The organism is Winogradskyella alexanderae, assembly GCF_020166335.1.
Lineage (GTDB): Bacteria > Bacteroidota > Bacteroidia > Flavobacteriales > Flavobacteriaceae > Winogradskyella > Winogradskyella alexanderae.
Map to the genome: position 1 here is coordinate 87,511 of NZ_JAIUJR010000010.1, position 24,750 is coordinate 112,260.

The 24,750-nt window shown below is 34.8% G+C and carries 25 protein-coding genes; 13 read left to right on the forward strand and 12 right to left on the reverse strand.

What is annotated here, in order from left to right; translation table 11 throughout:
- Positions 1-40: 40 nt before the first annotated feature.
- The 9 genes from rpsD to LBU54_RS13765 all read left to right on the forward strand — a co-directional run bounded on the left by rpsD (position 41) and on the right by LBU54_RS13765 (position 12,329).
- Complete coding sequence (gene rpsD / locus LBU54_RS13725) at positions 41-646, forward strand: 30S ribosomal protein S4 (RefSeq protein WP_224531057.1); 606 nt, start codon at positions 41-43, stop codon at positions 644-646.
- A 93-nt stretch (positions 647-739) separates the two neighbouring features.
- Positions 740-1,732 carry a DNA-directed RNA polymerase subunit alpha gene (locus LBU54_RS13730; RefSeq protein WP_114300043.1) on the forward strand — a complete coding sequence of 331 codons (993 nt, stop codon included), beginning with the start codon at positions 740-742 and terminating at the stop codon, positions 1,730-1,732.
- A 69-nt stretch (positions 1,733-1,801) separates the two neighbouring features.
- Positions 1,802-2,275: a 50S ribosomal protein L17 gene (gene rplQ / locus LBU54_RS13735; RefSeq protein ID WP_224531060.1), complete on the forward strand. Its 474-nt coding sequence runs from the start codon at positions 1,802-1,804 to the stop codon at positions 2,273-2,275.
- A 181-nt stretch (positions 2,276-2,456) separates the two neighbouring features.
- The gene (gene carA / locus LBU54_RS13740) at positions 2,457-3,560 is read left to right on the forward strand and encodes a glutamine-hydrolyzing carbamoyl-phosphate synthase small subunit (protein ID WP_224531062.1); all 1,104 of its coding nucleotides are present in this window, start codon (positions 2,457-2,459) and stop codon (positions 3,558-3,560) included.
- Between the two features lie 113 nt (positions 3,561-3,673).
- Positions 3,674-4,558, forward strand: a complete 885-nt coding sequence (locus tag LBU54_RS13745) for an ExbD/TolR family protein (protein WP_224531067.1) — start codon at positions 3,674-3,676, stop codon at positions 4,556-4,558.
- A gap of 217 nt (positions 4,559-4,775) precedes the next feature.
- Complete coding sequence (gene eno / locus LBU54_RS13750; protein ID WP_224531070.1) at positions 4,776-6,068, forward strand: phosphopyruvate hydratase; 1,293 nt, start codon at positions 4,776-4,778, stop codon at positions 6,066-6,068.
- Between the two features lie 223 nt (positions 6,069-6,291).
- On the forward strand, positions 6,292-9,912 hold the full coding sequence (locus tag LBU54_RS13755; RefSeq protein WP_224531073.1) for a reprolysin-like metallopeptidase: 3,621 nt from the start codon (positions 6,292-6,294) through the stop codon (positions 9,910-9,912).
- 157 nt (positions 9,913-10,069) lie between these two features.
- Positions 10,070-11,356 carry a citrate synthase gene (locus tag LBU54_RS13760; protein WP_224531085.1) on the forward strand — a complete coding sequence of 429 codons (1,287 nt, stop codon included), beginning with the start codon at positions 10,070-10,072 and terminating at the stop codon, positions 11,354-11,356.
- A 61-nt stretch (positions 11,357-11,417) separates the two neighbouring features.
- On the forward strand, positions 11,418-12,329 hold the full coding sequence (locus tag LBU54_RS13765) for a dimethylarginine dimethylaminohydrolase family protein (protein ID WP_224531087.1): 912 nt from the start codon (positions 11,418-11,420) through the stop codon (positions 12,327-12,329).
- 66 nt (positions 12,330-12,395) lie between these two features.
- Here LBU54_RS13765 and LBU54_RS13770 read toward each other — a convergent pair whose 3' ends face one another.
- From LBU54_RS13770 to LBU54_RS13785, 4 genes are read right to left on the reverse strand one after another with little or no spacing between them, the layout of a single operon-like run.
- Positions 12,396-13,271, reverse strand: a complete 876-nt coding sequence (locus LBU54_RS13770) for a sterol desaturase family protein (protein WP_224531090.1) — start codon at positions 13,269-13,271, stop codon at positions 12,396-12,398.
- A gap of 1 nt (position 13,272) precedes the next feature.
- Positions 13,273-14,199 (reverse strand): sulfurtransferase, encoded by a 927-nt coding sequence (locus LBU54_RS13775; protein ID WP_224531093.1) that lies wholly within the window; start codon positions 14,197-14,199, stop codon positions 13,273-13,275.
- Positions 14,183-14,656, reverse strand: a complete 474-nt coding sequence (locus LBU54_RS13780) for a monoheme cytochrome C (protein ID WP_224531096.1) — start codon at positions 14,654-14,656, stop codon at positions 14,183-14,185. Before LBU54_RS13780 ends, LBU54_RS13775 begins: the two co-directional genes overlap by 17 nt.
- A complete protein-coding gene (locus tag LBU54_RS13785) occupies positions 14,656-15,876 on the reverse strand; it encodes a sulfite oxidase (RefSeq protein ID WP_224531120.1) in 1,221 nt (406 codons plus the stop codon). The genes LBU54_RS13780 and LBU54_RS13785 overlap by 1 nt, the downstream gene beginning before the upstream one ends.
- 134 nt (positions 15,877-16,010) lie before the next feature.
- On the opposite strand from LBU54_RS13785, the gene LBU54_RS15470 reads away from it, so the two are divergent.
- Complete coding sequence (locus tag LBU54_RS15470) at positions 16,011-16,703, forward strand: hypothetical protein (protein WP_262899748.1); 693 nt, start codon at positions 16,011-16,013, stop codon at positions 16,701-16,703.
- Between the two features lie 26 nt (positions 16,704-16,729).
- Here LBU54_RS15470 and LBU54_RS13800 read toward each other — a convergent pair whose 3' ends face one another.
- From LBU54_RS13800 to rsfS, 6 genes are all read right to left on the reverse strand, one after another.
- Complete coding sequence (locus LBU54_RS13800; RefSeq protein WP_224531128.1) at positions 16,730-16,996, reverse strand: acyl-CoA-binding protein; 267 nt, start codon at positions 16,994-16,996, stop codon at positions 16,730-16,732.
- Complete coding sequence (locus LBU54_RS13805; RefSeq protein WP_224531131.1) at positions 16,993-17,646, reverse strand: phosphatidylserine decarboxylase family protein; 654 nt, start codon at positions 17,644-17,646, stop codon at positions 16,993-16,995. The genes LBU54_RS13800 and LBU54_RS13805 overlap by 4 nt, the downstream gene beginning before the upstream one ends.
- Positions 17,636-18,454 carry a phosphatidate cytidylyltransferase gene (locus tag LBU54_RS13810; protein ID WP_224531133.1) on the reverse strand — a complete coding sequence of 273 codons (819 nt, stop codon included), beginning with the start codon at positions 18,452-18,454 and terminating at the stop codon, positions 17,636-17,638. The genes LBU54_RS13805 and LBU54_RS13810 overlap by 11 nt, the downstream gene beginning before the upstream one ends.
- The gene (locus LBU54_RS13815; RefSeq protein ID WP_224531136.1) at positions 18,454-19,062 is read right to left on the reverse strand and encodes an LUD domain-containing protein; all 609 of its coding nucleotides are present in this window, start codon (positions 19,060-19,062) and stop codon (positions 18,454-18,456) included. Before LBU54_RS13815 ends, LBU54_RS13810 begins: the two co-directional genes overlap by 1 nt.
- A gap of 104 nt (positions 19,063-19,166) precedes the next feature.
- Positions 19,167-21,110 carry an ATP-dependent zinc metalloprotease FtsH gene (ftsH, locus tag LBU54_RS13820; RefSeq protein ID WP_224531139.1) on the reverse strand — a complete coding sequence of 648 codons (1,944 nt, stop codon included), beginning with the start codon at positions 21,108-21,110 and terminating at the stop codon, positions 19,167-19,169.
- 17 nt (positions 21,111-21,127) lie between these two features.
- Positions 21,128-21,499 carry a ribosome silencing factor gene (gene rsfS, locus LBU54_RS13825; RefSeq protein WP_224531142.1) on the reverse strand — a complete coding sequence of 124 codons (372 nt, stop codon included), beginning with the start codon at positions 21,497-21,499 and terminating at the stop codon, positions 21,128-21,130.
- Between the two features lie 95 nt (positions 21,500-21,594).
- Between rsfS and LBU54_RS13830 the strand changes: the two genes are divergently transcribed.
- A complete protein-coding gene (locus LBU54_RS13830) occupies positions 21,595-22,326 on the forward strand; it encodes a biotin--[acetyl-CoA-carboxylase] ligase (protein ID WP_224531145.1) in 732 nt (243 codons plus the stop codon).
- Here LBU54_RS13830 and LBU54_RS13835 read toward each other — a convergent pair.
- Positions 22,323-22,718, reverse strand: coding sequence for an SRPBCC family protein (locus LBU54_RS13835; protein ID WP_224531147.1), 396 nt, complete (start codon positions 22,716-22,718; stop codon positions 22,323-22,325). The two genes, LBU54_RS13830 and LBU54_RS13835, sit on opposite strands and share 4 nt — an antisense overlap.
- 22 nt (positions 22,719-22,740) lie before the next feature.
- Entirely contained in the window at positions 22,741-23,385 is a 645-nt protein-coding gene (pyrE, locus tag LBU54_RS13840) for an orotate phosphoribosyltransferase (protein WP_224531149.1), read from the reverse strand.
- A 120-nt stretch (positions 23,386-23,505) separates the two neighbouring features.
- Between pyrE and LBU54_RS13845 the strand changes: the two genes are divergently transcribed.
- Positions 23,506-24,087: an NUDIX hydrolase gene (locus tag LBU54_RS13845; RefSeq protein ID WP_224531161.1), complete on the forward strand. Its 582-nt coding sequence runs from the start codon at positions 23,506-23,508 to the stop codon at positions 24,085-24,087.
- A 130-nt stretch (positions 24,088-24,217) separates the two neighbouring features.
- A partial coding sequence (locus LBU54_RS13850) for a hypothetical protein (protein ID WP_224531163.1) occupies positions 24,218-24,750 on the forward strand: 533 nt, incomplete at its 3' end.

A 24,750-nucleotide genomic window follows, 5' to 3' on the forward strand; every position in this document is an offset into this window, starting at 1 on the left:
AAGACCTTAATTTTACAATCACTCTCAAATTAATTTTAAAATGGCAAGATATACTGGTCCTAAAACTAAAATAGCTCGAAAATTTGGTCAAGCTATATTCGGAGATGATAAAGCCTTCGATAAAAGAAACTATCCTCCAGGACAACACGGTCCTAACAAAAGAAGAGGTAAAAAATCGGAGTATGCTATCCAATTAATGGAGAAGCAGAAAGCAAAATACACTTATGGTATTTTAGAACGTCAGTTCAGAAATATGTTTAAAAGAGCAACAGCTGCACCAGGAATTACAGGTGAGGTTTTATTGCAAATGTGTGAATCACGTTTAGATAATGTAGTTTACAGAATGGGTATTGCACCTTCAAGAAGTGGCGCAAGACAATTAGTATCTCACAGACACATCACAGTTAATGGCGAAAAGGTAAATATACCTTCTTACCAGCTTAAGGCAGGTGATGTTGTTGGTGTAAGAGAAAAGTCTAAATCTCTGGAGACTATTACAAGTTCATTAGCAAACGCTAGTAGCGTTTACGAATGGATTACATGGAATAACGATACAATGGAAGGTACTTATGTTTCTGTACCTGCACGAATCCAAATTCCAGAGCAAATCAACGAACAGTTCATCGTCGAACTTTATTCTAAATAAAAATTAATAACATTGGTATTTAGCCAAAGGGTTTATTGGTCTTCTTCAAACCGCTAAACCGCGCAACTGAATAACAATTAAAACGAAGACAATATGGCAATATTAAATTTTCAGAAGCCTGATAAAGTAATCATGATTGATTCTACTGATTTTGAAGGTAAGTTTGAATTCAGACCTTTAGAACCAGGATACGGATTGACAGTAGGGAACGCACTTAGAAGAGTACTTTTATCTTCTTTAGAAGGTTTCGCGATTACGTCAGTGAGAATAGAAGGTGTAGATCATGAGTTTTCTACAATTTCTGGGGTTGTTGAAGATGTAACTGAAATGATTTTGAACTTAAAGCAAGTAAACTTTAAGCGTCAAATAGATGAGATAGATAACGAAACGGTTACTATTTCAATTTCTGGGCAAGAGCAAATCACTGCTGGTGATTTCCAGAAGTTTATCTCCGGATTCCAAGTGTTGAATACAGATTTAGTAATCTGTAACTTAGATCCTAAGGTGAACATCAATATGGAACTTACTATCGAGAAAGGTAGAGGTTATGTTCCAGCTGAAGAAAATAAAAAGGCATCTGCTCCTGTAGGAACAATTTTTACAGATTCAATCTATACTCCAATAAAGAATGTAAAGTATAGTATTGAAAACTTCCGTGTAGAGCAGAAGACCGATTACGAGAAATTAATTTTCGAGATCATTACAGATGGATCTATTCATCCAAAGGATGCTTTAACTGAAGCGGCTAAAATATTAATCCATCACTTTATGTTATTCTCTGATGAGAGAATTACTCTTGAGGCAGATGAGATCGCACAAACTGAAACTTATGATGAAGAGTCACTTCACATGAGACAATTGTTAAAAACTAAATTAGTTGATATGGATCTTTCTGTACGTGCATTAAATTGTTTAAAAGCCGCAGAAGTAGATACATTAGGAGACTTAGTATCTTTTAACAAGAACGATTTAATGAAATTCAGAAACTTTGGTAAGAAGTCTTTAACTGAGCTAGAAGAATTAGTTAGTGTTAAAGGTCTTAATTTCGGAATGGATTTAAGCAAGTATAAATTAGACAAAGATTAATTATAAACTCCTTTATAGTTTGCTCCTCAAAAGAGTATAGAAGCAAGATAAAGGTTTAAAACAAAAGTCATGAGACACGGAAAAAAATTCAATCACTTAGGCAGAAAATCAGCTCACAGAAAAGCAATGCTTGCTAACATGGCATGTTCGTTAATTGAGCACAAGCGTATTAACACTACAACAGCTAAGGCAAAAGCATTAAAGCAATTTATCGAGCCTATGATTACAAAGTCTAAAACTGATACAACACATAACAGACGTATTGTATTTTCAAGACTTAGACAGAAAGAAGCTGTTGCAGAATTATTTAGAGATGTTGCAGCCAAAGTAGGCGATCGTCCGGGTGGATATACACGTATCATCAAGTTAGGAAACAGATTGGGTGATAATGCAGATATGGCAATGATAGAATTAGTAGATTATAACGAGCTTTACAATGCTGGTAAGGTTGCCAAGAAATCAACTCGCAGAAGTAGAAGGGGAGGTAAGAAAGCTACAACTGTTCCGCCGGTAGATACTAAAGCTTCAAACGAGGAAGAATAGTAAAATGCAAAAGTTAATGTGGTTAGCTTCAATTCATTTGAGAAAAAAATCGGGGATTAAAATCACTATTTTCAAATCTCGATTATCGAGTGTTAATAAGCATTAATAAATATCAAGGATAAACTTATTTAGTTTATCCTTTTTTTTTGATTTTTACAAAACCTATTTTCAGACAAAAACTATGAAATATAAACAAAGAAAAAAAGCCCTTATCTTACTTGCTGATGGTACAATTTTTTATGGTAAATCTATAGGTAAGGACGGTACTGCTTTTGGCGAAGTTTGTTTTAATACAGGTACAACCGGTTACCAGGAAATTTTTACAGACCCATCTTATTACGGACAACTTATGGTAACTACAAATGCACACATAGGTAATTATGGGACAAAGGAAGATGAGGTAGAATCAGATAGTGTAAAGATTGCCGGGCTTATCTGTAAAAACTTCAGTTTTGAGTATTCCAGGCCAGGTGGCGATGCCTCCTTACAAGAGTTTTTTGAAAAACACAATACATTAGCTATTTCTGATGTGGATACAAGAGCTTTGGTCAGCTATATAAGGGACAATGGTGCAATGAATGCAGTTATTTCTACAGATGTGGATAATATTGATAACTTAAAAAAGGAATTGGCCAAGCAACCAGATATGAAAGGTTTGGAGTTGGCTTCAAAGGTGTCTACAAAAGAACCTTATTTCTATGGTGATGAAAATGCAACGTATAAGATTGCAGCTTTAGATATAGGGATAAAAAAGAATATTCTAAGAAACCTATCAAAGCGCGATGCCTATATAAAGGTTTTTCCGTACAATTCTAAATTTGAAGATTTAGAGGCCTTTAATCCAGATGGTTATTTCTTATCAAACGGACCAGGCGATCCAGAACCATTGGTGGAAGCTCAAGAAGTTGCAAAAGAAATAATTAAAAGAAATAAACCCCTATTTGGCATCTGTCTTGGGCACCAAGTTATTGCCCTTGCAAACGGTATTTCAACCTATAAAATGCACAATGGTCATAGAGGTATTAATCACCCAGTGAAGAATTTGATTACTGGTAAGGGCGAAATCACATCACAAAATCATGGCTTTGCAATCAATAGAGAAGAAACTGAAGCAAACCCAAATGTAGAGATTACTCATTTACACTTAAATGATGACACCGTTGCAGGAATAAAAGTAAAAGGAAAAAACTGCTTCTCAGTTCAATACCATCCTGAGGCGAGTCCAGGTCCAAATGATTCTGTTTATCTTTTTGACCAGTTTATAGACAATATTAAGAACGCCTAGCAAAGAAGAAACGCAATAAAACTCAATCTTTATTGCGTTTTTTTATTGTTAATTTGGCTAGCTTTAAAGTAGTCTAATTTTTTTCATCAATTTTAATTTATTGACTTTTCAAAATGAGCCAAGTAAGAAAAGTGTGTTTTTTAGCAATTTTAATTTGTGTATCACTAGATGCCCAAATAAAATCAATTAACCTTCCTCTAGGTGATGATGAAATAAAAATAAGTAGGATCGTACCTATTGTTAGTATCTATGTTGACTCTAAGGATAGAGTTTATATAGAATATGAGCCCGTTAATACTAGTAGTATTGCGAAAAAATTAACTTATACTAGATTTAAGCTACCACGTGACATTCAAAGACAAATCAAGATATTTCTATACATTGATAATAAAGCAAATTACAAAATCGTCGATGAAATTAAATCTCAGCTTGCTAGCGCATATTTTGAAAGAATTTATTATAAAACTAATTCTATAGAAGATAAGGATATTTTGGTAGGATTGTCATGGACGAATTACTATTCCTTTTATCATCTTGAATTTCCACAGAAGATTTTAACAAAAAAACAAAAAGAGAGAAATAAACGCTTCAATGATAGTTTGCAAAAAGCCATTGGAATGGACTTTTTTCCACCTCCACCTCCACCACCTCCTGCTAGTTGGTTTTTCGAGTCCCGACAAATAATTTATTCTGATAGTAAAAATGCTATCGAAGAAGTTTTAGAAAATAAAGATTATAGTTGCTATACTCTAACTAATAAAGGTTTCAAAAGAGGGGATGAAATAATAAAATTTAAAAATAAGGATAAAGTTGATGAACTTTTTCATTCATATGATGTAGTTTTCATTAAGTTTAGTAAAGACTTGAAATATGAAAATTATTTTCATGCAATTGAATTATACAAAAATTTAAAAACGGATAAAAAAGGTTATTTTTTCGAATTATCTCACGAAATAAATGAAATACATAGTAATTCAAATATTAATCTTTGTTATTGAGATTAATCACTAAAAATATTCTAAAAATTAAATAACAAAATGAATAATTTATTGCGTTTTTTTAGTTACGAAAACATTGTAGTAAATATTAATCGTAAATATGATTTTTGTTCTGTTTAACACTACAGATTTTCGTAATTTTGACGCGTAAAAGCTTGAGATACTGAGCATATTCCAGTAGCTCGTAGTTTAAATTTATAACTAAAACCAATTAATAATGAGCATTATAATTAATGTACACGCAAGACAAATTTTAGACTCGAGAGGTAATCCAACCGTAGAAGTAGATGTTATAACAGAAAGTGGTGTAATGGGTAGAGCAGCTGTTCCTTCTGGTGCTTCAACAGGCGAACATGAAGCTGTTGAATTGAGAGATGGTGGCGATACGTACATGGGTAAAGGCGTTTTAAAGGCGGTCGAAAATGTAAATTCTGTTATTGCTCAAGAATTATTGGGTATATCAGTTTTTGAGCAGAACATGATTGATCAATTGATGATTGAGATTGATGGCACTCCAAATAAAGGAAGACTTGGAGCTAACGCTATTTTAGGTGTGTCATTGGCTGTTGCAAAAGCTGCTGCAAATGAGCTAGGTATGCCGTTATATAGATATGTTGGAGGCGTCTCTGCTAATACTTTGCCATTGCCAATGATGAATATAATTAATGGCGGTTCCCACAGTGATGCACCGATTGCGTTTCAAGAATTTATGATTATGCCTGTTAAAGCTGAGACCTTTACGCATGCTATGCAAATGGGAACGGAGATTTTCCATAATCTTAAAAAAGTTTTACACGATAGAGGATTAAGCACTGCTGTTGGCGATGAAGGTGGTTTTGCACCAACTTTGGATGGTACGGAAGATGCATTAGATACTATTGCCAAAGCTGTTGAGAAAGCTGGATATCGATTTGGCGATGAAGTTATGATTGCTCTAGATTGTGCTGCCGCAGAGTTTTATAAAGATGGGAAGTACGATTATACCATTTTTGAGGGTGACAAGGGAGTTGTTAGAACAAGTGCTGAACAGGCTGAATATTTAGCAGAATTGGCATCCAAGTACCCAATAATTTCCATTGAGGACGGAATGGACGAAAATGACTGGGATGGCTGGAAAGATTTAACGGATAGAATTGGTGATAGAGTCCAATTAGTTGGTGATGATTTGTTTGTTACCAACGTAGAACGATTGTCTCGAGGAATAGAAAACGGAATTGGTAATTCAATACTTATTAAAGTAAACCAGATAGGTTCTTTAACCGAAACTATCTCTGCGGTCAACATGGCAAAAAATGCTGGATATACTTGTGTTATGTCCCACAGATCGGGTGAAACCGAAGATAATACCATTGCAGATTTAGCTGTTGCACTAAATACAGGACAGATTAAAACAGGTTCAGCTTCACGAAGTGATCGTATGGCTAAATACAATCAATTATTGAGAATTGAGGAAGAATTAGGTGATGTAGCTTATTTTCCTCAGGAAAAAGCATTTAAGGTGAAGCATTAAGTTAAATAACAAAATATGAAAAAAGGCAACAGATAAATGTTGCCTTTTTTTGTTTTAAATTCTTACAAAAAGTGAGATTAAATGACGTTATAACGATTAAAAATAGCATTTAATCGTTAAAAAATGCTTTTTTTCCTTGTATTTGAGTTTTATAATTCTACCTTTACTAGGCTAAAAATTTAGATAAGCTAGCCCTTTTCTAAACAAACTTAATTTACCTACTATGAAACGACTACTACTCACATTGGTATCGTCTGTTATGATGTTGCCCATTACTGCACAAAACCAAAAATCTATTTGGGTTAAAAAATCTGAATCTGAACTCTCTCAGAAATCCCAGAATTTAGAGCGTGTTATTATTCCAAATGCTTATCATATCTTTTCTTTAGATTTAAATAGGCTTACAGATAATATCAATAGTGCTCCTAAGCGAGTATCAAATAGTCACTCAGGAAGCAGTACTATAATGAAATTTCCTAATTCTAAAGGTACACTAGACGATTATAGAATTCAGAAAACGGATGTTATGCACCCTGATCTTGCATCAAAGTTTCCTTATATTTCAACTTACTTTGGGCAGCGTATAACTAATCCTCTTGAGAAAATTTATTTTACAATCACGCCTCAAGGATTCAGGGGACTAATAACAGGCGAAAAGACGGTTTACATTGATCCTTATGCAAAAGGCGATAAGATCAATTATATAGTTTACGACAGAAAGGATTATCAGAGAAATTCTACTGACAATTGGAGATGTTATGCAGATGATGTTGAGAATGAGGTCAATGAGAATTTTGATACAAGTCTGATTAATCGAAATATTCAAGATGGAAAATTAAGACGCTATGACCTTGCAATTGCATGTACTTCTGAATATACAGCTTATCATGACGATGGCAATGCTGGTAATGGCGATGCAAGGGCAGATGCTTTAGCAGCAATGGTAATTACAGTTGCTCGAGTAAATTCAGTGTACGAGCGCGATTTTGCAGTTACCTTCCAATTGGTAGCTGATAATGATTTGCTAATTTATCAAAACGGATTTTCAGTTGGTGGAGATCCTGAACCCTATGACAATTATAGTGGTAGCCAAATGCTTGGGGTAAATACTTCAAATATCTCCGGATTAATAGGATCTGGTGGTTATGATATTGGTCATGTATTTAGTACTGGTGGTGGAGGTATTGCTGGTACAAGTCCATGTGCAACCTCATCGAAAGGAAGAGGTGTTACAGGTATTGTTACTCCAGAATTTGATCCTTTTGACATTGATTATGTATCACATGAAATTGGCCATCAGTATGGAGCTGCACACACGTACTATAACCCTTGTTTTGGTTCTAAAGTAGGTGACGACTACGAACCAGGTTCTGCATCAACAATAATGGGTTATGCAGGAATTTGTGCTCCGAATGTTCAGGATAATAGCGATGGGTATTTCCATGCCAGAAGTATTGTACAAATGTCAGCATCAATTCTCGCAGATGCTTGTGAGACAGAAATCACTATCGCCAATATACAACCAACTGCAAATGCTGGTTCAAATTATACAATTCCAAGATCCACACCATTTGTTCTAGACGGCAGTAGTTCATCGGACCCTGATTCTGGTGATGTTTTAACCTATACTTGGGAACAGTATGATAATGATGGCACTTATACCCAGCCACCACTACCAACAAATGCTGGTGGGCCAGTATTTAGGACTAACTTTCCTGTTAGTGACCCAACGAGAACATTTCCAAATTTAGAAGCAATAATTAATAACGAGACTCCGACATGGGAAGTCTTACCAAGCGTGGGACGTCAAATGGACTTCAGGTTAACGGTTAGAGATAATTCAGTTTTAGGTGGCCAAACGGATCAAGACGACACTGTCATTACAGTTTCAGGATCGGCAGGACCGTTTCTAGTTACATCGCCAAATACTGGAAGCGAAATATGGTATGCAGGTGAGACAAAGACCATAACATGGAATGTTAATAATACAGCCTCTTTATCTTCAAACGTAAATATTTTACTTTCAACTGATGGAGGCTATACATATCCTATAACTTTAGCATCAAATGTAACCAATGATGGTTCCCACGATATTACAGTACCAGATAATGTGGGTGTTACAAACAGAATTAAAATTGAAGCATCGAGTAATATCTTTTTTGATTTATCCAATGCTGATTTTGAAATAAAAGCTGGAACGTTTGAATTAACAACAACTGAACCAACTGTATCGGTTTGTCAACCAGCTGATGCTGTTTTCAATTTAAATTATGCTCCTGCTCCTGGGTTTACTGAAAATGTGACATTTTCTGTATTGGGTTTACCTGGTGGCGCAACAGCTGAATTTTCGCCTTCGACAATTAGTTCTGGAGGTACTTTTACCATGACAATTTCCAATACAGGTACAATAGTTGCAGGTAACTATCCACTAACAATTCAAGGTGAAGGTCAAACAACTTTTGTGACGGAAACCCTTGAGGTTTTATTAAATGTTTTTAACAACAACATAGGAGAGATTAGCCTTTTATCGCCTGCAAATGGTGCTCAGAATCAAACATCAAATCCATTATTGTCTTGGAATGCTTTAAGTAGTGCATCACAATATGATGTTGAGGTATCTGATACACCAGATTTTTCATCGATTGTGGAATCTGCAACAGTGCTTAATGCTACAGAATATCAAACGACAAATGTAACTGCTGGAAATATTTACTATTGGAGAGTAAGACCCGAAAATACGTGCTTAGCAGGTCAATTTGGTGAGATTTTTATCTTTCAAACAGCTAATGATGTCTGTAATACATACGACAATGATTATTTTGAAAATAATGACAACACTTGGGAAACCTTTTCAAATAACGCAGTTAGTGCAAGAGTAGATGTTCCAGATAATATTATTGTTAGTGAGGTTTCATTTTACATGAATGCAACTCACAACGACGTTGGAGATATAAAGATGCAATTTAGTTCGCCTACAGGAATTTTTGCTGAGGTTTACAATAGAGATTGTGCAAATGGTAACAATTTTAATGTCACGTTTGCTGATTCTGGTTCATCCCTATCGTGTTCAGGAAATCCAACTGTTAGCGGTAGTGTTTTACCAAGTCAAGCATTCTCAAGATTCAATGGGTCAAGTGGTCAAGGTACCTGGGTGTTATTAGCAACTGATAGAACCTCAAATAGTGCTGGAGGAACCTTTAACCAGTTCAGTGTTACCATTTGTGGTGAATTACAAATAGTAAATGATATTACAGTGGTTAATAAAACAGATATTACTTTAGACCAAGGCACATCTACCGTAATCAATCTGACTGAGCTTGAGGTAGCACAACCTGGAGTATCAAATAATGATTTAACTTATGTGTTAACAAAATTACCAGTAAATGGAACACTTTTATTAAATGCTACACCAATCAATGATGGAGATTCATTTAGCCAGACAGATATTCAAAATGGTTTGTTTTCATATGCTCATGACGGATCTAATACCGATCCCGATAGTTTTAAATTCTCTGTTGTGGGAAATGATAATGCAATACTTGGTAATCAACAATTCAATTTTAATGTTGTGCCGGTTTTGGGTGTAAATGAATTTAATAGTAACGACATAGCATTATATCCTAATCCAAATAGAGGAAGTTTCAATATTGTATTAAACAAGAACTTTGAAGAAATTAACATTCAATTATTTGACATACAAGGTAGGATAATGTTTAATAGGAGCTTTACTAGTGATACAAGGGCATTACATGTAAATAGCACAAATCTTTCAAATGGTGTTTACCTGGTTAGATTAAACGCAGATGGTTTAGTACTAGAAAAAAAGCTAGTCATTAAAAAATAGAAATACATATTTTACTTTTTTAAGGGCTGAAATCTTGTTAAAGGTTTCAGTTTTTTTTATCCATTTATTCTGTTAAAACCGTTTTAAATCAACTAGCGAAATCGTTTGATATTTCGTATTTTTGTAATTCTTCAAACTAAAAAACAACAGTACGAAAATGTCAGAAAAAGCTACAATCGAAATTAAAGGAAAAAAGTACGAATTCCCATTGCTGGTAGGTTCAGAGAATGAAGTTGCTATTGATATAAAAACCCTCAGAAGTGATACAGGTGGTGTAATTACGCTTGATCCTGGATACAAAAATACGGGGAGTTGTGAAAGCTCCATTACATTTCTTGATGGGGAAAAAGGTATACTTAGATACAGAGGTTATTCTATTGAAGAACTCGCTGAAAAAGCAGATTTCCTTGAAGTGGCTTATCTATTGATTTTTGGTGAATTACCTACTCAAGAACAATTGGATAAATTTGAGGCAGACATCAAAGAAAATTCTTTGGTAGACGACGATATTAGAAAGATTATAGATGCCTTTCCAAAATCTGCACACCCAATGGGAGTTTTATCCTCCTTAACTGCTGCTTTAACTGCGTTTTATCCTAGGTCAGTTGATGTTACCTCTGAAGAAGCTATGTATAAGTCTATTGTTAGGATAATGGGTAAATTCCCAGTCCTAGTGGCGTGGTGTATGAGAAAAAAGCAAGGACTACCTCTAGACTATGGTGATGATAACCTTGGGTATGTTGAAAACGTACTCAAAATGATGTTTAAAAACCCAAATAGGGATTATGAGCAAAACCCGGTCTTGATTGACGCACTTGATAAGCTATTGATACTCCATGCGGATCACGAGCAAAATTGTTCCGCTTCGACAGTTAGAATAACAGGTTCATCGCATGCGGGTTTATTTGTTTCACTAGCATCTGGTATATCAGCCCTTTGGGGACCATTACATGGTGGTGCCAACCAAGCTGTACTAGAAATGCTTGAGGCAATTAAAGAAGATGGTGGCGATACTAAAAAATATATGGCCAAGGCAAAGGACAAAAATGATCCATTCCGTTTAATGGGCTTTGGACATAGAGTCTATAAAAACTTTGATCCAAGAGCGCGAATTATTAAAAAGGCCGCAGATGAGGTTCTTGGAGACCTTGGTGTAGAAGATCCGATATTAGATATTGCTAAAGGTCTTGAAAAAGAAGCATTGCAAGATCAGTACTTTGTAGATAGAAAATTGTACCCAAATGTAGATTTCTATTCTGGTATCATTTATAGGGCAATGGGTATACCTGTTGAGATGTTTACGGTAATGTTTGCGCTTGGTCGTTTACCTGGTTGGATTGCGCAATGGAGAGAAATGAGAATGCGTAAAGAACCAATAGGAAGGCCTAGACAATTGTATACAGGTGCAACTTACAGAGAGTTTAAAACTATAGATAAGCGCTAATTCTATTACAGTGCATTAAGCTTCATAGAACCTATGAAGCTTTTTTTTATTCTTTTACCTTATGAAATTAAACATTCAAAACGAAACGTCTAGACTAAGAGCTGTAGTATTAGGTACTGCCAAAGGAAGTGGTCCAATACCAACTCCAGAAGAGGCTTATGACCCAAAATCTTTAGAACATATCATGGCAGGGACCTATCCCAAGGAAGAGGATATGATAAAGGAAATGGATGCTGTGTGCGAAGTCTTTAAGAAATATGATATAAAAGTATATCGCCCTGAGGTGATTGAAAATGTTAACCAGATATTTGCTCGTGATATTGCATTGGTTATAGAAGATAAGATAATTGACTGTAACATTTTACCAGATAGACAGGAGGAGATTGAGGCTATTCGTTACGTGTTTGATCAGATTGACAGAAGAAACATAATAACCTTACCTCACGAAGCACATATAGAAGGTGGTGATGTGATATTGCATAATGACTATATATTTGTGGGCGTTTGTACAAGACCAGATTACAAAGACTTAATTACTGCCAGAACAAATAGTCTAGCTGTAAAGTTACTTAGAGAACATTTTCCTAATAAAACCGTAAAATCCTTTGAGTTACGAAAAAGCAATACAGATCCAAGAAACAATGCGTTGCATTTAGATTGCTGTTTTCAACCGGTTGGTAATGGTAAGGCCATTTTGCATAAGAACGGTTTCTTTATTGAAGAAGAATATGAGTGGTTAGTTGATTTTTTTGGAAAAGAAAATGTGTTTGAAATTACCAAGGATGAAATGTACAACATGAAAAGTAACATATTTTCAATTGCACCAGATGTGGTGATTTCTGAAATTAATTTTGACCGTTTGAACACCTGGTTTGAGGCGCAAGGAATAACTGTAGAAAAAGTACCTTATGCAGAAATAGGAAAACAGGGTGGTCTACTGCGTTGTTCTACAATGCCTTTAATCCGAGATTAAATCTCGAATTAAAGGAAATTGTGTTTTTTATTTTGCTCTTGTAGCGCTAGTGTGGAATCCTCAATACTATCCTTTGCCTTTCCCAAACCCATAAGTATTTTGTCCAATAAAATCTTGAGGAAATTTATCATCTCCCTTAAATCCTATTTCTATGGTACCGCTATCTTCAGGTACGTAATTGGTTTTAAAAATGTAATCCCAAAGACTTAAGCTAATGCCATAATTTACACCATGCTTGCCCTCTGGTAAATGATAAGCATGATGGTACAAATGCATAACCGGGTTATTAAAAATGTATTTTAATGGTCCCCAGGTTATCTTAATATTTGCGTGATTTAAATGTCCTATGGCAATTGCAGCAAAATGCACGATATAAGCCTGTTCAGGTTCAAAGCCTCCCAGAATCATTACACCAAAAACCTTAAGTGGCTTATAGAGAACGTTTTCCATCCAATGGTATCTTAGATGCGCCGCAAAACCCATTTCTTTAACGCTATGGTGTACTTTATGGAAATTCCAAAGAAACTTATATCTATGGAGCAACACATGTGTAAACCATTGCACAAAATCTAGGATTATAAAGAATACAAACAACTGCAAGCCGCTAGACCAATTAGACATATCTATAAGTGCAAAACTCTTAGCAGTGATATTAAATTCGGCAAATAGCAACCCTAATACTTCATAAACACCACTTATAACAATCGCGAATATGAAGAAATTAAAAAACATATAAAATGCATCTAGCCAAAAGTCGCGTCTAAATATAGATTGGTTTTTTCGCCAAGGAAATGCAATTTCTAAAAGCCATACAAAAAGCGAAATTGCAACAAGTCCCCAAAAGTAATTTGTGTACCAGGGCACTTCAAATAGTATTGATTTCCATGTCCAATTGAGTGTGCCTTCAAAGGCATTAATAAATGCGTCTAAATACTTTTCCATTTTAATTTTTGTTTATTGCGACATAATCATTTTCAAATGGTAGTTCATTGTAATAACTCCATTCTGTCCATGATCCGTCATAGTTCATAACATTTTTATACCCCAAAATTTGTCTAAGTACAAAAGTAGTATGCGCAGAACGAACACCACTGTGACAGTACAAAACTATTGAGTCATTTTTATTAATATTTAATTTACTTACTATTCTTTCTAGTTCATTTATTGGTTTTAACCGCTTATCACCGTGAAAATTAATTAAATCGGCCCAATCCAAATGAATACTTCCAGGAATTCTTCCGGGTCTATTTGCTCCTGTTTTTGCAAATTTACCAAGATATTCGTTCTTACTTCTCGTATCAACGATTTTAATTCTTGAATTTAACAACTCTTTTAGTTGTTCTTTGGAAATATATAGATGCATCTCAGGGCTTTCGGATAGTTTAAAATTCGTCTTATCAAATACTGGTGTTATAGTATCAACTTGTCCATCAATTGCTTTCCAAGCACTAAAACCTCCATTTAAAAGTTTAATATTTTTAAAACCATAGTTTTCAAGTATCCACCAGAGCCTTGTAGCTTCGCACATACCTCGGTCATCATAAATTATAATGTCATCCTTATTACTTACTCCAAGTTCACTAAATAAGGCTTCTATTTGTGTTTTACTCGCCATTATCCCTTTGTAAGGGTATGACTTATTTTCAATGTCAGTTCGCCATAAGTTTTGAGCTCCTGGAATATGTCCGTTATTGTATTCAGTTTCAGTTCTAAAGTCAATTAGCTTTATGTCTTGTAATTTGTACAAAGACTGTACTTCGTGTGCTTCAATTAGGCTCTTAGGGTCAGTATTAGTTTTAGCGCTAATTTTATCCTTTGCGCATGAACACAAAACAAAAGTCAAAAGTATATAACTAATCTTCCAACTCATACCATTCAATATTAGTTAGACTCATTCTTCTGCCTTTGGCTTTTGGAGGATAGTTGGTAACTAAGTAGTTTACAATTATCTCTTGATTCTTTCCTAAGTCCCATAGGTTTTGAGTTTCCTGCATCCATTTAATAGTTGCAATCCATCTTTCCTCAGACATTCTATTTTGTGTTACCAATTTAGCAGAATGGCAATTTGTACAGTTATTCACAACGGTCATTAAACCTTCTGCATCAATTAATCCGGTTCTTTTGTGGATACCATTCTCAATTAAATCTGAATCGTCTTCTACAGGAACATTTACGAGTGTTTCAGATTTATTATTAAAATTGAGCATATTTGGATTATTGGCATAATAAATTATACCTCCTCCTGCTAAAACAAATAGGGTAAATAATACCATTAATAAATTGTAAATGGTATTCACTTGATCCCTAAATGATTTTTCCTCGTTCATTATTTAACTTTTACAGCAATGCGATGGCAAGCATTATTGAGATAGCCTTTTGGATTCCATCCAGGCAATAGCATTGGCTGGGATTTGTTGTTAGAATCTGTTGCTCTTGCCCATACCTCGTAGTAACCCTTCTTTGGGAAATCCACTTGTGCTGAAAAATGTTGCCAAGCTAATCTATTAACCGGTTTTTCAACAACGCAATCGTTCCAAGTAGATCCAAAATCAATTGAATATTCCATTTTAGTAACTTCTAGTTCACCTGCCCATGCGTGACCTCTAATTTCCAATGATTTACCCTGCTTTAAGACTGCACCAGTTTTTGGATAGGTAATTAATGATTTAACAGGCATGGATTCGATAATGCACATGTCCTCATCTTTTACTTTTTCACCAGGCGCAACGGTCTCGCATGGAATTCTGTAAGCGGTACCAGTCATTTTTGCACCATCGTGTACTTTATTGCGAATGCTTATTCGATTCACCCACTTACCAGACACTGACGCTGGCCAACCTCCAGCAACTAATCGAAGTGGATAGCCATGGACAAGAGGAATATCCTCACCATTCATTTTATAAGCTAACAAAGTTTCATCTTGTAGGGCCTTAGACATTGGGCAACCTCTAGAAATAGCTTCCTTATTAGGATCTCTACTTAAATGCTGATCTACAGCATGAAATCCTATATATACTGCATTATCTTTAATACCAGCATCATTAAGTACATCACGTAAACGCACTCCAGTCCAGGAGGCACAATGAACAGCACCTACAGTCCATTGGTTACCTTTAGCCGGTGGGTCAAATTCTGCTCTGCCATTACCACCACATTCTATAGTAAGTTGATAAGTATATTCTTCAAACTTCGATTTCAGTTCTGCTAATGTGTATGTTTTTTTTGTTCTAACAGATTCACCATCTATAGTTAGCGTCCATGATTTAGGATCAATATTTTCAGGAACTAAACCGTTGTTTCTTATAAACATGCAGGAATTTGGTGTAACCTTGTCATCCAATAAATGAGCTTGAGCTTCAATATTCCATGGTTTGTCATTAAGGACAATCATATCTTTATGCTTATTGAAAAGCTTAAAAGGATCTGGATCTTGTAGGCCTAGTGGCACATAACCTTCGAGCATATTGGACCCAAAGACTATCTTTGTGCCAATGAGCGCTGCAATGGAGCTTAACATGGTTTTTTTTACAAATTCTCTTCTTTCCAAGATAATTTTCTGTTAGAATGTTTCTATTTCAATTTATTAAATTACGAATTCCCTGCAACACCTAATGTAACATTCGTTACATAAATTATGATATGGTATATCTACCTTGACCTTCTGTTTTTAAATATAAAAAAATGAGTAGGATACAAAAAGATTTTGAAACAAGATTTACTGGTTGGGCCTTTATTGCAGGGGCCTTAATGCTGTGGTTAGGCTGGGCTCTGTCACCTCACCATATCGGTGAGTATATTAATGCAACAGATTTTGATGCCATAGGTGAGAATGTTTGGACCTGGATTTGGATGTATCGTATTCATATATTTGGCTGGGTAACCATGGGAATTGCATTATTCGCATTGGTGTCTGTTACAGCAAGAAAACCATATCGTGTACTCATTTTGCCTGGAGCGGGTATGGTGATAATAGGAACCTTTTCACTGGCGATAGCAAATGCGTACTTCTATAATTTTGGAGCTTGGGGAGTGGGTCAAACAGCTTCAATGTCTCCAACTGAGATAGAAGCTTTCATGAATGACATTTTATTCACCAACCAATATGTAACCTGTTTTATACGGTTTGGTCGTATTTTTTCTGGTGTAGGTTTGGTTTTATTGGGTTACGCCTTTTTAAAATGGCATATCGTTAGTAAGTGGTTAGGAGTATTTACTCTTTTATTGGGATTAGCTGCTATGGGTATTATTTTAGGGATTCCTGATAATTTTGAGGTTTATAAACCACTTTTTCATGTAAAAGTAATATGGCTAATTGCTATGGGTGCCGTTATTTTAAAACAAGGTGTACACTTGCCAAATCAAAAAGCTGAATAAATAATTTTAGGTTGATATAAAAACTTCTAAGTTCTATATAAGAAGTAGTTGTATACAAGTTTAATGTACTCCTTTTTGGCATCATCTTCACTTATGTCTTTTACTTGAAATAATGCGTTAGTTTTAAAAGCATTAATGATTGGTTTTCTACTATTTGGTCTACTATAGTCATTAGTTGCCTTTTTATAGTAAGCATAAAGTCGAAGTAAAAAGTCAGCAGGGAACGGTTCGGTGTGTTCATTAACCCTTTTTACGGCTTCATCAAATTCTATTTCCAATTCTTTAGAGGTCATGACATTTCTGCGATAATACTTTCCCCGCCACGTACTTTTTGGTTGAGTTCAACTTTAATGTTTGCATTTAAAGGTAAAAATAAATCCACACGTGAGCCAAACTTAATAAATCCAGAATCCTCCCCTTGATAAACTTGCATGTCTTGTTTTGCGTAATTTACAATACGTTTTGCAAGTGCTCCAGCAATCTGTCTATAAAGAATTCTGCCAAAAGAACTATTCTCAACAACAACAGTTGTTCTTTCATTTTCCTCACTAGCCTTAGGATGCCATGCTACTAAATACTTGCCAGGATGATATTTGGAATAACTTACTTTACCACTTATTGGATATCTAGTAACATGAACATTTAAAGGAGACATAAATACTGAAACCTGTATGCGCTTTTCATTAAAAACTTCCTTTTCAAAAACTTCTTCTATAACAACGACTTTACCATCAACTGGAGATATTGCGTGTTGCTCATTGGCGTGCGTATGTCGTTTAGGATTTCTGAAAAATTGAAGGATTAAAATGAAAAAGATTAATACAACAATCAGTAGTGTTTTTCTTAGCCATTCAATACTGACTAAACCATCGATTAAAAAAAACAAACCTACCACGATTAAAAGTGAGATAAATATAATTTTATGGCCTTCTTTATGAAACATAATTCATTAGTCTTAAAAATAAATAGATAAATGGCGAAGCAAAGATAAGACTATCCAATCGATCCAATAAACCACCATGACCTGGCATTATCACGCCACTATCTTTTACGCCTGCTTGTCGTTTAAATTTTGACTCTATTAAATCACCAAAGGTACCCATTACACTAACAATGATAGCAAGAATAAGCCAATTTGTTGAGCTTAGGGTCTCTGTGTAAGTGAAAATAAAATAACTGGATACACAGGCAAAAAATAAGCCACCTAAAAATCCTTCTACTGTTTTTTTTGGTGATATACTCGAAAACAATTTTTGCTTACCAAAGTTCTTGCCAATTAGGTATGCCGCACTATCGTTAACCCAGACAAGTATAAATGAACCGAGCAAAAGCATTGGTGTAAAGTTGTTTCTGAAATTAGCGATTAAAAGTAAAAAGATAAAACCACTTGTTAGGTAAAATGTCGTAAGGATAAACTGTTTTGATTCAAACAAGGGTATGGTATTTTCAGTAAATAAGTCTTTAATTAATAGGAGGTTTACAAAAATGGTTACCACAAGTAAAATTTGAACAATTTCATTGTTCTTAGGTATATTACTCCAAAGGCACACATACCAAAACGTAGAGTATAATATGACAAAAATGATATATTGTAATATAGAACGTAGATTAATTAGTTTACTAAATTCAGCTAGGCATAATATACCAAAGACGCCTAATACCATTACTAATCCATTCTGGTAGTAAAGTGAAGCCACCAACAACAAAACATAAATAATTCCAGAAATGGCCCTGATGGATAATTCTTTCATTACAAATCTTCTAAAAGAAGTAAGTACAAGTTTTTTGCACTGCTACCATAAGTTAAAAAGTCCTTATCATCAGCCGCTTTAAAATGCTTAATAGTAGTAATGTTGGTAGGGATCGTCGTTTTACTTTTTTCCTTAATTCCCTTTAAACCTTCACCTATATTCTCAACAAACTGACTTGTAGTGGCATAAATGATAAAGTTGTGAGGAAGTTCCTTAAGCTTTTTTTCTGCAATTTGATTAGATGAAATCAAAAGTGAACCGTCATCTGAAATAAGATATTCGCAAGTGGAGAGAAAATAAGTGGTATCAGAGATTTTCTTTGAGCTCTTTAATTTAAATCCTTTAAAAAGTTCTTCTAATCGATTATCAAGAATTAAAGCTTTTTTATCATGCCAATCATTTTCATTTAATATGGCATTGAAACTATCTTTAATTTCATCCATATTTTCGCAATACAGAAATTTACCCCCATTTGCTTTGAAATTTATAGTGAATCGCTCATCGGCAGGCAACTTTATTTCTGGCATATATTTGCCTCGCTCTTCATTTGGAATATTTTCTTCAGAATGTGTCTTTTTTTTTCCGAAGAGTTTACGAAATAAGCTCATTCAATTGTTGCTATTAATGCCGTTGTACGCGTGATTATCAAATATAAAAAAACTTAAATTAACATTTGGTCAATTTAAGTTTTTTATAAGATGGTCAAAGTACACTATTCTTCTTCGTCACTGATTTTTTCTTCTTTATCAAACGGACGCTTTCCAAATATTTTTTCGAGATTGTCTTTGAAAATAACCTCTTTATCTAATAGTACTTGAGCAAGTTCTGTGAGTTTATCCTTATTTGCTTCTAATAAAGCTACAGCTCTATCGTATTGCTTTTCAATGATATCTGATATTTCTCTATCAATCAATTCTGCCGTTTGTTCACTGTACGGTTTTGTAAATCCATATTCAGACTGGCCAGAAGAATCGTAATATGTAAGATGACCTACTTTGTCACTCAAGCCGTAAACTGTTACCATGGCCCTTGCCTGTTTGGTCACTTTTTCTAAGTCACTAAGCGCACCTGTAGAAATTTTGCCAAAAATAACTTGCTCGGCTGCACGGCCACCTAGTGCAGCACACATCTCATCAAGCATTTGTTCTGGTCTTACAATTAGACGCTCTTCTGGTAAATACCACGCAGCACCCAGTGAACGACCTCTTGGCACAATAGTTACTTTCACCAGTGGTGCAGCATGCTCTAGCATCCAACTTACAGTTGCGTGTCCTGCTTCATGGAATGCCACTGCGCGTTTTTCTTCTGGTGTAATAATCTTATTTTTCTTTTCTAACCCACCTATTATTCTATCTACAGCATCAAGAAAATCTTGTTTGTTTACTGTTTTATTACCTTTTCTAGCCGCTATTAAAGCAGCCTCATTACATACATTAGCAATATCGGCACCTGAGAAACCTGGTGTTTGTTTAGCCAAGAAATCAATATCTAAGGAATCATCCTTTTTAAGTGGTCTCAGGTGTACTTCAAAGATTTCTTTTCGTTCTCTTACATCCGGCAGATCTACATAAATTTGCCTGTCAAAGCGACCTGCTCGCATCAAGGCGCTGTCCAAAACGTCTGCACGGTTTGTCGCAGCGAGCACTATTACATTTGTGTTAGTGCCAAACCCATCCATTTCGGTTAAAAGTTGGTTTAATGTGTTTTCCCTTTCATCATTAGAACCTGAAAAATTGCTTTTTCCTCTTGCTCTACCAATAGCATCAATCTCATCAATAAAAATGATAGATGGAGACTTTTCCTTTGCTTGTTTAAATAGATCCCTAACACGCGATGCACCAACACCAACAAACATTTCAACAAAGTCAGAACCCGATAGAGAGAAGAAAGGCACTTGTGCCTCACCTGCCACTGCTTTAGCCAATAGAGTTTTTCCTGTACCTGGAGGTCCTACCAAGAGAGCTCCTTTAGGAATTTTACCTCCAAGCGCAGTATATTTTTCAGGATACTTTAAGAAATCAACTATTTCTTGCACTTCTTCCTTGGCGCCTTCTAATCCAGCTACGTCTTTAAATGATGTTTTAGTATCGGTTTTTTCATCAAATAATTTGGCTTTCGATTTTCCAATATTAAAAATCTGACCTCCTGCGCCACCTCCGCCGCCAGAAGACATTCTTCTCATTATAAAAATCCAAACTCCAATAATGAGAATAAACGGCAATAGCGTGAGTAGAAAATCGCCCCAAAGATTTTGCTCGGTTTCGTATTTTACCTCTGTTGTGAGATTGTTATCTGCTTTGATCTTATTTATATCCTTTTCAAAATTTTGAAGATCACCAAATTCAAATTTATAATTGGGAAGTGCCGTAACAGATGGTAAAAACGTTTTCGGTTTTGAATTTCTGTGTATTTCCAGTTGCTGTGCTTCTTTCGTTAAATAAACTCTTGCCTCACGTTTATTAACAATTTCAACTTTTTCAACATCACCATTTTCAAGATATTCCAAAAATTGTGCAGGTGTGGTTTGGGTTGCTGTTGAGCTTGAAAAACCACCTGAAAATAATTGTATGGATAAAAACACAGCGATTATTACACCGTATACCCAATACGGACTAAACTTTGGTTTTTTATTTAAATTTTTATTGTCCTTTGCCATCAGTCACTTTTCTCTTTTTAATAACTTGTTTCAACTAGGGTAGTTTTAGCGTCTCCCCACAGACTTTCAATGTCGTAATAGTCTCTTACTTGCTTTTGGAATACATGAACCACCACATTGACATAATCGATTAAAACCCACTCGGCATTATCTTCACCTTCTACATGCCAAGGTTTATCTTTCAATGATTTGCTAACTTGTTTTTGGATGGAGTTAACTATAGCGTTAACTTGAGTATTTGAAGTACCTTCACAAACAATAAAATAATCACAAACGGTATTTTCTATTTCTCTTAAATCTAAAATTGTAATTTCTTTTCCCTTAACTTCCTCTATACCACCAATTATCGTTGTAATGAGTTGGTCTGCACTAGGTTTTTCTTTCGTCATTAATTTAATTTAAATTTATGCAAAGTTATTATTTTTTTGGTTCTTGCGTGTTGAAAAATGTCATAAGAAAACCATAAAATAAAACGTGCATAGACATGTTCATAATCAAACTTAATGCCATTGACTCTACAAATGCTTATATAAAAGCGATGACTTCAAAATCACTGCCGAAGGACTTTACAGTAGCGGTTGCAGATTTTCAAGCAAATGGCAGAGGTCAAATGGGTACTTCATGGGATGCTGAGGCGGGTAAAAACCTCACAGTTAGTGTGTTTAAGAAAATTGAAAGACTAAAAATAGAACAGCAATTTTACATTAGCATGTGCGTTTCATTGGCAATATTAGATGTCCTTAGAAAGTTTCAAATTCGTCAATTGAAGATTAAATGGCCAAACGACATTTTGTCAGCAAATAAGAAAATTTGCGGCATTTTAATTGAAAATATTGTAAAGAACAACAAATTGGTAGGTAGTGTGATTGGTTTTGGGCTAAATATAAATCAGAAAAATTTTAGAACATTACCACACGCTTCCTCATTAAGTCTTCTTACAGGAATCCTATATGACAAGGACGAAGTACTATCAGAAATTTTACAACAATTGGAATATTATTTCACACTTTTAGAAAAGGATGGTTTAAAAAAAATAAAAGACAAATATCACAACCACCTATTTAGGATGGAAAAACCATCAACCTTCAAACTCCAGAATAAGGAAAGATTAACAGGGATAATTAAGGGCGTTGAGGAATCAGGGAAATTAATTGTTTGGACCGAAGACGAAGTGATACAAACCTTTGACTTGAAAGAAATACGATTACTTTACTAAAAAGCAGTTTTCATATTCGTAGCCAAAGTTTCAATAAACTTACTTATGGGACCTTTTATCATCATTGCCATCATAGCATTAAATTCGCCACTAAACTGCAATTGAATTTCACTCTGATTAGCTGAAATTTCAGTCATATGTATAAAAAGTGAAAAATCAATTTTTCCGCCTGCTGCACCGAGTTTGATTTCGTTATAAGGCGTTTCTTCTTTTTTCTTTAAAATAATTTCAGGCATTCCTTTTAAAGCAAAAAGAAACTTGTCATTGTCTAGTACTTCGAACTTATTAATAGTTTCTGGCATAAGCGATTCAAAGTTGTCTACTTTTTTTAAAAAATTGAATGTTTCTTCAGCAGATTTATCTAAAATGACTTTGGATGATGTTAAATTCATAATTTGTGTTTTATATACCTTATCAATTAGCCTTCCATTCACTTGGATTTGCATTCCATTGTGCTAAAATAGCTTGTTGTTGTTTGTTAATGTAGTGCGTGTCTAAAGCTTGTTCCAACAATGTTTCGTAATTCCCCAAGGTAAATAATTCAACGTTTGCTTTTTCAAAATTATCCTCTGCTATCTTAAATCCATAGGAAAATATTCCAACCATTCCCTTTATAGTTACTTCAGCCTCCTCTAATGCCTTAACAGCATTTAAACTACTTTTACCCGTGCTTATGAGGTCTTCAACAACTACAACACTTTGACCTTTCTCAATATAACCTTCTATCTGATTTTTCCTGCCGTGCTTTTTTGCTTCTGGCCTAACATAGACAAAAGGTAGGTTAAGATACTCTGCAACTAATACACCAATGCCAATAGCACCAGTAGCAACACCAGCAATCACATCTGGTTTGCCATATTGTTTCTCTATCTGCTTTGCCATGCTTTCCCTCACATAATTTCTAATTTGAGGAAATGATAATACAATTCTATTATCACAATAAATAGGAGATTTCCATCCTGAGGCCCATGTGAATGGATTTTCAGGTTGAAGTTTTATTGCATTAATTTGAAGCAATACTTCGGCGGTTTTTTTGGCAGTTTCTTTATTAAAAATCATGTTGCAAAATTAATCAAAATCAACACTATTTAAATTTTAAACTTAATTTAATTGCAATTTTAAAATTGCCAATTAAAAAATTATAATTTAGCAGAACAGAGTAAACAAGTCACTTTTTTGATGTATACCATTTACGTAGGTAACAAGCCCATTATTTTAACTACCAATATTGAGAAAGAAACGGACTTTAGGTCATTTCTGTTAAAGACGGTTAATATTGGTAAGGTTATAAAAATATTGAACACAACAGATTTAAAAGGTGTTCATTTAATTCATAAGAATGAAGATAAACTCTTGCCAAATTTTTTAAAGCTATTACCCAATACTGTAGCTGGTGGTGGCAAGGTGTTTAACTCAAATAATGAAGTTTTGTTCATATACCGAAACAATAAATGGGATTTGCCAAAAGGAAAAATTGAAGGCAAGGAGTCTATAGAGGAAACAGCCAAGAGAGAGGTGGAGGAAGAAACCGGTGTGGAAGGTTTAAAGATTACGAATCAACTGCCTACAACCTATCATATTTTTAAAAGAAATGGTAGGCATAAGATTAAAATAACCTATTGGTTCGAAATGAAAACCAATTTTGACGGGAAACTCTTTCCTCAAGAAAAGGAAGGTATTACTGATGTGAAATGGCTTAATAATGAAGCTTCCCAAAAGGCACTTAAAAACAGTTATGCCAATATCAGAATATTGGTTTAAAGCCTTTGGTCTTACATTCATTGCATTTTATCTTATTACATGTTAATAAATCATAAAGTTTTAATCCTCAAACTATATGATTTTATAAATTGTTTAACTTTATATTCAATAACATTAAACAAAAAAAGCAATGAAGAACAAGTTACTTTTCCGAACCCCAAATCTGAAAACTAACCTATTTGTTTTAATGTTGAGTTTGTTCATGATGAGTTTTTCTCAAAACGATTCAAGATGGTGTGGCAACATCGAGAATTTTGAGTTTACAAATGGACAAGAATCAACCACGATAGACGATTATGCCACTTACAATCTTAACGAATTACCATCAGGGTTCTATATTAATGCTTCCATACATGGTTATTCTCAAAGTTTACGATACATAATTACTAATCTAGACACCAATCAGAATTATCAAGTAGTAGAGAACATTTTGCCTTACACCTTTCCAGCAGGCAATGGGGCATGGAATCTTGGTGCTGGAACTTTTAGAGTTAAGGCGTCGTTACATGCCTTCGATCATGCTCTTGGATGGTCTTGCGACACCGATTATATTCAATTTACAATAACAGAAGAGGAGTCTTGTCTGGCCGATGCGGGAACGCTTACGGCGGGCTCGACGCAGGTATGCTCCACTGGAGAGGTAACGATCAGCGCCCACCCGAA

Coding starts and splice junctions, on each gene's coding strand:
- LBU54_RS13815 (WP_224531136.1), bottom strand. CDS start 19,062: ATGAGCTTATTTCGTAAACTCTTCGGAAAAAAAAAGACACATTCTGAA.
- rplQ (WP_224531060.1), top strand. CDS start 1,802: ATGAGACACGGAAAAAAATTCAATCACTTAGGCAGAAAATCAGCTCAC.
- pyrE (WP_224531149.1), bottom strand. CDS start 23,385: ATGATTTTTAATAAAGAAACTGCCAAAAAAACCGCCGAAGTATTGCTT.
- carA (WP_224531062.1), top strand. CDS start 2,457: ATGAAATATAAACAAAGAAAAAAAGCCCTTATCTTACTTGCTGATGGT.
- LBU54_RS13765 (WP_224531087.1), top strand. CDS start 11,418: ATGAAATTAAACATTCAAAACGAAACGTCTAGACTAAGAGCTGTAGTA.
- LBU54_RS13810 (WP_224531133.1), bottom strand. CDS start 18,454: ATGAAAGAATTATCCATCAGGGCCATTTCTGGAATTATTTATGTTTTG.
- LBU54_RS13830 (WP_224531145.1), top strand. CDS start 21,595: ATGTTCATAATCAAACTTAATGCCATTGACTCTACAAATGCTTATATA.
- eno (WP_224531070.1), top strand. CDS start 4,776: ATGAGCATTATAATTAATGTACACGCAAGACAAATTTTAGACTCGAGA.
- LBU54_RS13730 (WP_114300043.1), top strand. CDS start 740: ATGGCAATATTAAATTTTCAGAAGCCTGATAAAGTAATCATGATTGAT.
- rsfS (WP_224531142.1), bottom strand. CDS start 21,499: ATGACGAAAGAAAAACCTAGTGCAGACCAACTCATTACAACGATAATT.
- LBU54_RS13755 (WP_224531073.1), top strand. CDS start 6,292: ATGAAACGACTACTACTCACATTGGTATCGTCTGTTATGATGTTGCCC.
- LBU54_RS13745 (WP_224531067.1), top strand. CDS start 3,674: ATGAGCCAAGTAAGAAAAGTGTGTTTTTTAGCAATTTTAATTTGTGTA.
- LBU54_RS13800 (WP_224531128.1), bottom strand. CDS start 16,996: ATGACCTCTAAAGAATTGGAAATAGAATTTGATGAAGCCGTAAAAAGG.
- LBU54_RS13780 (WP_224531096.1), bottom strand. CDS start 14,656: ATGAACGAGGAAAAATCATTTAGGGATCAAGTGAATACCATTTACAAT.
- LBU54_RS13760 (WP_224531085.1), top strand. CDS start 10,070: ATGTCAGAAAAAGCTACAATCGAAATTAAAGGAAAAAAGTACGAATTC.
- ftsH (WP_224531139.1), bottom strand. CDS start 21,110: ATGGCAAAGGACAATAAAAATTTAAATAAAAAACCAAAGTTTAGTCCG.
- LBU54_RS13835 (WP_224531147.1), bottom strand. CDS start 22,718: ATGAATTTAACATCATCCAAAGTCATTTTAGATAAATCTGCTGAAGAA.
- rpsD (WP_224531057.1), top strand. CDS start 41: ATGGCAAGATATACTGGTCCTAAAACTAAAATAGCTCGAAAATTTGGT.
- LBU54_RS13770 (WP_224531090.1), bottom strand. CDS start 13,271: ATGGAAAAGTATTTAGACGCATTTATTAATGCCTTTGAAGGCACACTC.
- LBU54_RS13775 (WP_224531093.1), bottom strand. CDS start 14,199: ATGAGTTGGAAGATTAGTTATATACTTTTGACTTTTGTTTTGTGTTCA.
- LBU54_RS15470 (WP_262899748.1), top strand. CDS start 16,011: ATGAGTAGGATACAAAAAGATTTTGAAACAAGATTTACTGGTTGGGCC.
- LBU54_RS13845 (WP_224531161.1), top strand. CDS start 23,506: ATGTATACCATTTACGTAGGTAACAAGCCCATTATTTTAACTACCAAT.
- LBU54_RS13805 (WP_224531131.1), bottom strand. CDS start 17,646: ATGTTTCATAAAGAAGGCCATAAAATTATATTTATCTCACTTTTAATC.